Annotated in this window: 8 protein-coding genes; 4 read left to right on the top strand and 4 right to left on the bottom strand. The window is 55.7% G+C overall.

Annotated elements, in window-relative coordinates; all coding sequences use genetic code 11:
• Positions 1-77: 77 nt before the first annotated feature.
• Complete coding sequence (gene mobB, locus MMS95_RS08755) at positions 78-596, bottom strand: molybdopterin-guanine dinucleotide biosynthesis protein MobB (protein ID WP_156866558.1); 519 nt, start codon at positions 594-596, stop codon at positions 78-80.
• On the bottom strand, positions 593-1183 hold the full coding sequence (mobA, locus tag MMS95_RS08750) for a molybdenum cofactor guanylyltransferase MobA (RefSeq protein WP_242141574.1): 591 nt from the start codon (positions 1181-1183) through the stop codon (positions 593-595). Before mobA ends, mobB begins: the two co-directional genes overlap by 4 nt.
• Positions 1184-1331: 148 nt before the next feature.
• On the opposite strand from mobA, the gene MMS95_RS08745 reads away from it, so the two are divergent.
• The 3 genes from MMS95_RS08745 to dsbA all read left to right on the top strand — a co-directional run bounded on the left by MMS95_RS08745 (position 1332) and on the right by dsbA (position 3339).
• Entirely contained in the window at positions 1332-1601 is a 270-nt protein-coding gene (locus MMS95_RS08745) for a YihD family protein (protein WP_004931268.1), read from the top strand.
• A 98-nt stretch (positions 1602-1699) separates the two neighbouring features.
• Positions 1700-2686 carry a serine/threonine protein kinase gene (locus tag MMS95_RS08740; protein WP_156866557.1) on the top strand — a complete coding sequence of 329 codons (987 nt, stop codon included), beginning with the start codon at positions 1700-1702 and terminating at the stop codon, positions 2684-2686.
• A 29-nt stretch (positions 2687-2715) separates the two neighbouring features.
• A complete protein-coding gene (gene dsbA, locus MMS95_RS08735) occupies positions 2716-3339 on the top strand; it encodes a thiol:disulfide interchange protein DsbA (protein WP_004931264.1) in 624 nt (207 codons plus the stop codon).
• Positions 3340-3381: 42 nt separating this feature from the next.
• Here the strand turns inward: dsbA and MMS95_RS08730 are convergent, their stop codons facing one another.
• The gene (locus tag MMS95_RS08730; RefSeq protein ID WP_015379457.1) at positions 3382-4278 is read right to left on the bottom strand and encodes an acyltransferase; all 897 of its coding nucleotides are present in this window, start codon (positions 4276-4278) and stop codon (positions 3382-3384) included.
• Between the two features lie 497 nt (positions 4279-4775).
• On the opposite strand from MMS95_RS08730, the gene polA reads away from it, so the two are divergent.
• A complete protein-coding gene (gene polA / locus MMS95_RS08725; RefSeq protein WP_033631371.1) occupies positions 4776-7574 on the top strand; it encodes a DNA polymerase I in 2799 nt (932 codons plus the stop codon).
• A 517-nt stretch (positions 7575-8091) separates the two neighbouring features.
• On the opposite strand, the gene yihA is transcribed toward polA, so the two are convergent.
• On the bottom strand, positions 8092-8736 hold the full coding sequence (gene yihA / locus MMS95_RS08720) for a ribosome biogenesis GTP-binding protein YihA/YsxC (protein ID WP_004931258.1): 645 nt from the start codon (positions 8734-8736) through the stop codon (positions 8092-8094).
• Between the last annotated feature and the right edge of the window lie 593 nt (positions 8737-9329).

Here is a 9329-nt window from a genome sequence, read left to right as displayed (position 1 = left end):
CAGGCATCAAATAAAGCCGAAAGCCCTGAACTGACGTTCAGGGCTTTTTGCTATGTGCAATACGTAAAAAAGCGCAGCTACGCTGCGCCTTTCAACCACTCGACAATAAAGTCGGCGATGCTTTCCGGTTGATTGAGATCCAGCTGCTTAGCTGAGATGGATAGTGGTCGGTCGCTGGCTACCGCGACGACAAACTGATCCAACATGTCTTCCAACGGTTTGCCGATCTCGGCCCGATAAAGCAGGATTTTGCTGACCGGCTCATATTTAAACCCTTCAACAAGAATCAAATCGATCTTATCGGCATCAAAACGCTCAGCCAGATAGCGCAGATCCAAAGGTTGTTGCTCCGGCGTTTCGGTCATTAATGCCCAGCGGCGATCGTTGGCGACCAGCGTTTGCTCGGCGCCCGCTTTACGCAGCTCATAGCTGTCCTTACCTGGCGTATCCACATCCATATCGTGATGCGTATGTTTGATCAGTCCAATCCTTACCTGGCGTTGTTTCAGCAACGGGATTAGCTGTTTGAGCAGGGTGGTTTTTCCCGTACCGCTGTAGGCGCCGATGGCCAGCAAGGGGGGCAATGAACGATTCATTTCTTTAGCTCTCGTGTTTGCTGCCAATGTAGGCAGTCTTCCGGCGTATTCAGGTTATGAAATGCCGTTTGCTGCCCGCTGAACACTACGCGTTGTGCGCCAATTTGATGCAAGAACAGCATCAGCTTGCGTTCACCGCGCGCCAGGTAGTCGGCCAGCTGCGGCGCTAGTTGGGTATGCAATAACGCCAGCGTAGGGTGATCTCGCTCGCCATCACTGGCAAAGGCCGCCGGCGCCGCGTCTTTTTGTCGCCAGAGTTGAGCGACTAAATCGGTGGGAAAGTCAGGGACGTCACAAGGGACGAAGGCCACCCATTCGCTGGAAGATTGCTTGAGCCCGGCCAGCATACCGGCTAGCGGCCCGGCGAAATCGGGCGTCAGATCGCCAATCACCGGCAAACCGCTCGCCTGATAACATGCCTGATTGCGATTGGCGCTGATGATGATGGAAGCCACCTGCGGCCGTAACCGAGCCAATATGTGTTGATAGAGTGCGATACCACCAATCGACACCAGGCCTTTGTCTTCACCGCCCATACGCGTGGCCCGTCCACCGGCCAAAATGACGCCGCTGATTTCTTTATGCATCTCGTTTATCCCGCCTTGTCGATGGGCTGATTGTAGCGCTAAAGCAGGCGTGACATCAGGATTTACCTTTATTGACAAGCCGGTTCTTTCACTGTGTGGGTAAGCCTGCTACTTTGTGAGTTTATTCATGCTATTGGACGATATTGAGATGAAAACGCATCGCGTAAACGAGTTGATCGAGCTGTTGCACCCGGCCTGGCAGGAAGATCCCGATCTCAATTTGATGCAGTTTTTGCAAAAGCTGGCGAAGGAAGCGGGCTTCCAGGGCGAGTTGTCCGAACTGAGCGACGATATTCTCATTTATCACCTGAAAATGCGCGGTAGTGCCGGCACGGATCAGATCCCGGGTCTGAAGAAAGATTACGAAGAAGATTTTAAAACGGCGCTGCTGCGCGCTCGCGGCGTTATCAAGGACTGATCCTCGTGCGGTGCGGGAAAGCATCGCGCGTGAAATGCGCCATTAATGCTACTATTTCTCATTCCCGGCACCGTGCTGTCAGCGATCAAACGAACGTTATGAATAACTCTGCTTTTAATTTCGAAACCCTGTCGCCAGATTTGATTATGGACGCGCTAGAAGGAGTTGGCCTGCGCGTCGATTCCGGCCTCACGGCGCTGAACAGCTACGAGAACCGCGTCTATCAGTTTATGGACGAAGATCGCCGGCGCTACGTGGTGAAGTTTTACCGCCCGGAGCGCTGGAGCGCCGCACAGATCGGTGAGGAACATCAGTTCGCTCTGGATCTGGCCGGCGCGGAGATCCCGGCGGTGGCGCCGCTGGCGCTGCAAGGCGCTACGCTGCATACGCACGGCGGCTTTTTCTTTGCCCTGTTCCCCAGCGTGGGGGGCCGGCAATACGAGATAGACAATCTGGATCAGTTGGAATGGGTGGGCCGTTTTCTGGGGCGTATCCACCAGGTCGGCGGTGAGCGTTTGTTTGCCGAGCGGCCAACGATGGGGATTGAAGAGTACCTCACCGCCCCGCGCCAGGTGCTGGCCGATTGCGAGCTGCTACCGGCAACGCAGCGTGACGCGTTCCTGCAGGTGACGGATGATCTGATTGCGGCGATCAAGTCGCACTGGCATCTGAACTGGCAGCCGCGCCGTTTGCACGGTGATTGCCATCCGGGCAATATTCTGTGGCGCGATGGCCCGCTGTTCGTCGATCTTGATGACGCGCGCAACGGCCCGGCAGTGCAGGATCTGTGGATGTTGCTGCACGGCGAACGTCGCGATCAACTGATGCAGCTGGATGTCTTGCTGGAGGCGTATAGCGAATTTGCCGAGTTCGATCAGCGCGAGCTGGCGTTGATTGAACCACTGCGGGCGATGCGCATGGTGTATTACCTGGCCTGGGTCGCTCGCCGCTGGCAGGATCCGGCCTTCCCTAAGAGTTTTCCGTGGATGGCGGAGTCTGATTTCTGGTTGTCTCAGACTGCGGCCTTCACCGAACAGGTTAAGCTGTTGCAGGAGCCCCCTCTGCAGCTGACGCCAATGTATTGAAGCTTTAACACAATGGAGAGTTTAGTCTTATGAAAAAAATATGGTTGGCGCTCGTTGGCATGGTAATGGCATTCAGTGCCTCGGCGGCACAGTTTAGCGATGGCGCTCAGTATGTGACTCTGGACAAACCGGTGACCGGCGAGCCGCAGGTGTTGGAGTTCTTCTCCTTCTACTGCCCGCACTGCTACCAGTTCGAGCAGGTCTATCATGTGTCTGAGAACGTAAAGAAAGCGCTGCCTGCCGGCACCAAAATGACCAAGTACCACGTGGAGTTCCTGGGGCCGTTGGGCAAACAGCTGACTCAGGCGTGGGCGGTGGCGATGGCGCTGGGCGTGGAAGACAAGGTGAGCCCGCTGATGTTTGAAGCGGTGCAGAAAACCCAGACCGTGCAAACGCCGGACGATATCCGCAACGTCTTCGTGAAAGCGGGCGTGACCGCCGCAGATTATGACGCGGCCTGGAACAGCTTCGTGGTGAAATCTCTGGTGGTTCAACAGGAGAAAGCCGCAGAAGATCTGCAGCTGCGCGGCGTGCCGGCGGTATTCGTCAACGGCAAATACATGGTGAAAAACGATGGCCTGGACACCAGCTCGATGGACGCTTACGTGAAGCAGTTCGCCGATGTGGTTAAATTCCTCAGCCAGCAGAAATAAGCCTGATTCAACATGAAAAACGCCGGCATCGCCGGCGTTTTTTTATCCGTATTGCCGCTTCAATTTATCCAGCAACCGGTCTTTTTCCTGCCACAGCGTATTCAGCCACAGCTGGAAGCGCCGCTTGAACTGTTTGTCGTTGAAGTAGTCGCCGTGCAGGGTTTCATCGATCGGCAGCGTCTCTATTCTCACCACGATACGCGTCAGCCGCCCACACAGCATATCCATAAAAGGCCGCTGGTTATTTTCCGGATAGAGCAGAGTAACGTTCAACACTTTGTCGAACTGATTGCCCAGCGCGCTAAGGGTAAACGCGATGCCGGCGGCTTTAGGCGCCAGCAAATTGCGATACGGCGAATTGCTTTTAATTTTCTTGGCTTCAGTGAAGCGCGAACCCTCGACGAAATTGACGATGGTGGTTGGGCGCTGGCGGAATTTTTCGCAGGAACGGCGCGTCGTTTCGATATCCTTGCCGCGTTTTTCCGGGTGCTTGAGCAAATAGGCGCGGGAATAACGCTTCATGAATGGCATATCCAGCGCCCAGCAGGCCAGGCCGACAAAAGGCACCCAGGCGAGCTGTTGCTTGAGGAAATACTTATTCATTGGAATATGATTTCTGAACAGCACGCATAACACAACAATGTCCGACCAGCTTTCGTGGTTGCTGATCAGCAGATACCAGTTTTTGCGATCCAACCCTTCCAGCCCTTCAATATCCCAACGCAATTGCCCGTTAATGCGCAATAACAACGCCAGCCCTTGGCACCAACACCACATCATGAAATCGGCGAAAGCCGAGATATATCGCCAGACGGCGGGAATGGGCACCAGGAGTTTCACGATGCCGGCCAGCGTGATGGGGATGGAGCACAACACCGTCACCAGAATGGTAAGTATGACGGAAATGATAAAGATAACAGGCGTTAACAATCTTGGCATGATTATGGGCTGACGGTTGTTGGGAACATCGTTGCATGCCAAAGCGCATGAACAAAAACGCATTTTAACAGAAATCGCCGGGGTAAAGCGCCGCTAAAAATCACTGTTTTTCGTCTCGATGGATAACCATTTGCTGAGTTTTCGTGCAACTTGTCCAGCTTGTGCTATGGTAATTGAGGCGCCGAATTTGATTAATAGTGCGATTAAAATCCGGCGAAAGTTATATCCACAAATTCAATAAATGCCAGTAATAAAGCATCGCCGGAATTCGTTCTTTTAACGCGGTGATTTAAATAGGAATTTTATTCGCCGTTATAACGATAATCGCAGCGTTATAATTCGGTCTCTTTTCTATGCACAAAGTTATCCACAGGTAAGATCTTGCGGATCCTCGCACACAATCACATCATTTTTGTCCGCAATGCACGCTAAGGTTCGTCTCCGGCGGCCAGCTATGGCATGCTTACCCCTATGTCCGATCACGATAAAGAAACGCTATGGCCCAGATTGCAGAAAACCCACTAATCCTGGTTGACGGTTCCTCCTACCTCTACCGCGCTTATCACGCCTTCCCGCCGCTGACCAACTCGGCGGGCGAGCCGACCGGCGCGATGTACGGCGTGCTGAATATGCTGCGCAGCCTGCTGCTGCAGTATCAACCGAGCCACGTTGCCGTGGTGTTTGATGCCAAAGGGAAGACCTTCCGCGATGATCTCTTCGCTGAATACAAATCACACCGGCCGCCGATGCCGGACGATCTGCGCGCGCAGATCGAGCCGCTGCACAGCATGGTCAAAGCGATGGGCCTGCCGCTGCTGGTGACACCCGGCGTTGAGGCGGACGACGTTATCGGTACGCTGGCGCTGGAGGCCGAAAAGGCCGGCCATGCGGTGCTGATCAGCACCGGCGACAAAGACATGGCGCAGCTGGTGACGCCGAACGTCACCCTGATCAACACCATGAACAACACGATCCTCGGCCCGCAGGAAGTGTGCGACAAGTACGGCATTCCGCCGGAGTTGATCATCGACTTCCTGGCGCTGATGGGCGATTCATCGGACAACATTCCCGGCGTGCCGGGCGTGGGCGAGAAAACCGCCCAGGCGTTGCTGCAGGGGATCGGCGGGCTGGATGCGCTGTACGGCAATCTGGAGAACATCGCCACGCTGAGCTTCCGCGGCGCCAAAACCATGGCGGCCAAGCTGGAGCAGAACAAAGAGGTCGCGTACCTCTCCTATAAGCTGGCGACGATCAAAACCGACGTCGAACTGGATCTGACCTGCGCGGACCTGACGGTCTCCGAGCCGGATGTCGATACGCTGCAACAGCTGTTCAAACAGTACGAGTTCAAACGCTGGCTGGCGGACGTGGAAGCCGGCGTCTGGCTGGAAAACAAGAAAGGCGCGGGCGCGAAAGCTGCCGGCGTCGCCAAACCGGCAGCCGCCGTGGAAGCGCCGAAAGCCTTGGCGGAAGCCAAGCTGTCCCAGGACGGGTATGTCACTATCCTGGATGAAGCGACCTTTACCGACTGGCTGGCGCGGTTGAAAAAGGCCGACGTATTTGCCTTCGATACCGAAACCGACGGTCTGGATACCCTGACTGCCAACCTGATCGGCCTGTCCTTCGCGGTCGCGCCGGGCGAAGCGGCTTATTTGCCGGTGGCGCACGATTACCTGGATGCGCCGGCGCAGCTGGATCGCGCTTACGTGCTGGAGGCGCTCAAGCCGCTGCTGGAAGACGAGAAGGCGCTCAAGGTCGGGCAAAACCTGAAGTTCGACATGAGCCTGCTGGCGCGTTACGGCATCGAGATGCGCGGCATCGCCTACGACACCATGCTGGAGTCCTATGTGCTGGACAGCGTCGGCGGCCGTCATGATATGGACAGCCTGGCCGACCGTTATCTGGGCCACAAAACCATCACCTTCGAAGAGATCGCCGGCAAGGGCAAGAACCAGCTGACGTTCAATCAGATCGCGCTGGAGCAGGCGGCGCCTTACGCCGCCGAAGACGCCGATGTCACGCTGCAGCTGCACCTGGCGATGTGGCCGCAGCTGAAACAGAGCGCGGAACTGCTGACGGTATTCAATGAGATTGAAATGCCGCTGCTGCCGGTACTGTCGCATATTGAACGCACCGGGGTGCTGATCGATCCGGCCATTTTGTCGGCCCACTCCCAGGAGTTGGCCAAGCGTCTGGCAGAGTTGGAGGCGCAGGCCCACGAGCTGGCGGAAGAGCCGTTCAACCTGGCGTCGACCAAGCAGCTGCAGGCGATCCTGTACGAAAAACAAAAGCTGCCGGTGCTGAAGAAAACCCCGGGCGGGGCACCGTCCACCAACGAAGAGGTGCTGGCCGAGCTGGCGCTGGACTACCCGCTGCCGAAGGTGATCCTGGAATACCGCGGCCTGGCGAAGCTGAAGACCACCTATACCGACAAGCTGCCGCTGATGATCAATCCGGTCAGCGGCCGGGTGCATACCTCGTACCATCAGGCGGTGACCGCCACCGGCCGCCTCTCCTCGAGTGATCCGAACCTGCAGAATATCCCGGTGCGCAACGAAGAAGGGCGGCGCATTCGCCAGGCCTTTATTGCGCCGGAAGGCTACCGCATCGTTGCTGCCGACTACTCGCAGATCGAGCTGCGCATCATGGCGCATCTGTCACAGGATGAGGGGCTGCTGAAGGCCTTTGCCGAAGGGAAAGACATTCACCGCGCCACGGCGTCGGAAGTTTTCGGCGTGCCGTTGGATAAAGTGACCGGCGAGCAGCGCCGCAGCGCCAAGGCGATTAACTTTGGTTTGATTTACGGCATGAGCGCCTTCGGCCTGGCGCGTCAGTTGGGGATCCCGCGTGGGGAAGCCCAGCGCTATATGGATCTCTACTTCGAGCGTTACCCGGGCGTGCTGGATTACATGGAGCGCACCCGTCAGCAGGCTTCCGAGCAGGGCTATGTCAGCACGCTGGACGGCCGCCGTCTGTATCTGCCGGACGTCCGCTCCAGCAACGCCATGCGCCGCAAGGCGGCCGAGCGCGCCGCCATCAACGCCCCGATGCAGGGCACGGCAGCCGATATCATCAAGCGTGCGATGATCGAGGTCGACGCCTGGCTGCAAGGGCAGGAGAAGCCCTTGGTGCGCGCGATCATGCAGGTGCACGATGAATTGGTGTTCGAGGTGCATGAATCGGTGATCGAAGAAGCCAGCCAGCGCATCCGCCAACTGATGGAAGGCAGCATGGCCCTGGCGGTGCCGCTGAAGGTCGATGTGGGCGTCGGCATGAACTGGGATGAAGCGCACTGATCGCCGGGTTATCGCCGTATGCGCTAACTGGCGAGAAGCTAAGCACTTTTCGTAATTAAGCTACAAGATGCGGCGATAGTTTCCCCAACTTCGCCGTTCTTGCGCCGCAAATTGTGTAAGTAAACTACAAAAAATTCTTTTTCCCTGCGAAAAAATGATGTAGAGTTACAGGCGTAGGGTACAGAGGTAAGATGTTCTATCTTTCAGACCTTTTACTTCACGTAATCGGATTTGGCTGAATATTTAGCCGCCCCAGTCAGTATTGACTGGGGCGTTTTTTATTGTAAAAACAGCAGCAAACCATACGTTTTTCCTATCGCTCGGCCCCGCTTTTCATTTCAGCTTTCGCTCCCTCAATCCGCGTAATTCGGCGAGACAAGCCCGTTTTGGCAATAAGTCTTTATGATGGCTTTATTTCAAAAGTGTAATTAGATAACAAAAAATCCCGCCTGCGGCCGATCTGCGGGCATAAAAAAGCCGATGCGGCGAGGCATCGGCTCAAACGTGCGATCAGGGCTTATTCGCCGATGTCCTCTTCCGGCAGCACTTCCGGCGGGATCTCGTTAAACCAGGTGTCCAGCTTCTGGCGCAGCTTGTCGACGCCGATCTTTTTCAGCGATGAGAAGGCTTCGACCTGGATATCCCCCATAAACGGCAGCACCGCTTCACGCACCATGTTGAGCTGCGCCTTGCGTGCGCCGGAGGCCAGCTTGTCGGCCTTGGTCAGCAACACCAGCACCGGCGTGCCGACGTCGACCGCCCACTGGATCATCTGCTGGTCGAGATCTTTCAGCGGATGGCGGATATCCATCAGCACCACCAGCCCTTTCAGGCTGTTGCGCATCTGCAGGTATTCGCCCAGCGCGCGTTGCCATTTGCGCTTCATTTCTTCCGGCACTTCGGCGTAGCCATAACCCGGCAGGTCGACCAGACGAATGCCGTCTTCCACTTCGAACAGGTTGATCAGCTGGGTGCGCCCCGGTGTCTTACTGGTGCGCGCCAGGCTTTTTTGGTTGGTCAGCGTATTCAGCGCGCTGGATTTACCGGCGTTGGAACGGCCGGCAAAGGCGACTTCAATTCCTGCATCCCCCGGAAGATGGCGAATATCGGGTGCGCTGGTGACGAAATGGGTCACATGATAGTTGTAGTTCTTGCTGGTCAAAATTTTTCGTCTCCGTGAGGATGGCTAACTGGTTGGCGATTATAACTGCATCAGCGGTAAAAATGGCGTGTTTCTCCGTTTTTAAGCGGCGGGGCGCGATAAAACAACAGTTAAGCCGACCGTACGTTGTGAGACATTTGCCATTCGAATCGCGGGTAATGTCGCTTTATTCGAAAGTAATATTTCTGTTTTTATTTTAAAAACAACATGTTGTTTTTTCGTTGTGTGGAAATGTCAGTCAAATCGGTGTCAGGTGCCTTGAGCCTTCGCAACAATAACGTAAAGTACTCGTTAACGCAGGGTTGCGCAGGATTAGGGAACATCCGGGAAGGATGACAAATCTCAGGGAATGCACAGGGCGTGCAATGAGTGCCAGGATGAACACAAAAGGAAGTGACCCTTTCGCACCGGAATAGGCGGCAGGCACATCGGATGGTGAAGTATCGGCAGTTTGGATGCCCGCAGGAAGCGCGCTCGGGAAGAGCGGATGCGAATGGATTGCGCCATGGACGATTTTCCTTTCAGGATGAAGGACGTAGTGGCAGGGAATGCGGTTATAGCAGAAGGAAAAACCGGGATGTTGCATGTACGCA

This window comes from Serratia sp. PGPR-27, from assembly GCF_022678525.1.
In the GTDB taxonomy this organism is placed as follows: Bacteria; Pseudomonadota; Gammaproteobacteria; order Enterobacterales; family Enterobacteriaceae; genus Serratia; species Serratia nematodiphila.
The sequence above is the reverse complement of the archived record's forward strand: the minus strand, read 5'-3'. Positions and strand labels throughout refer to the sequence as shown.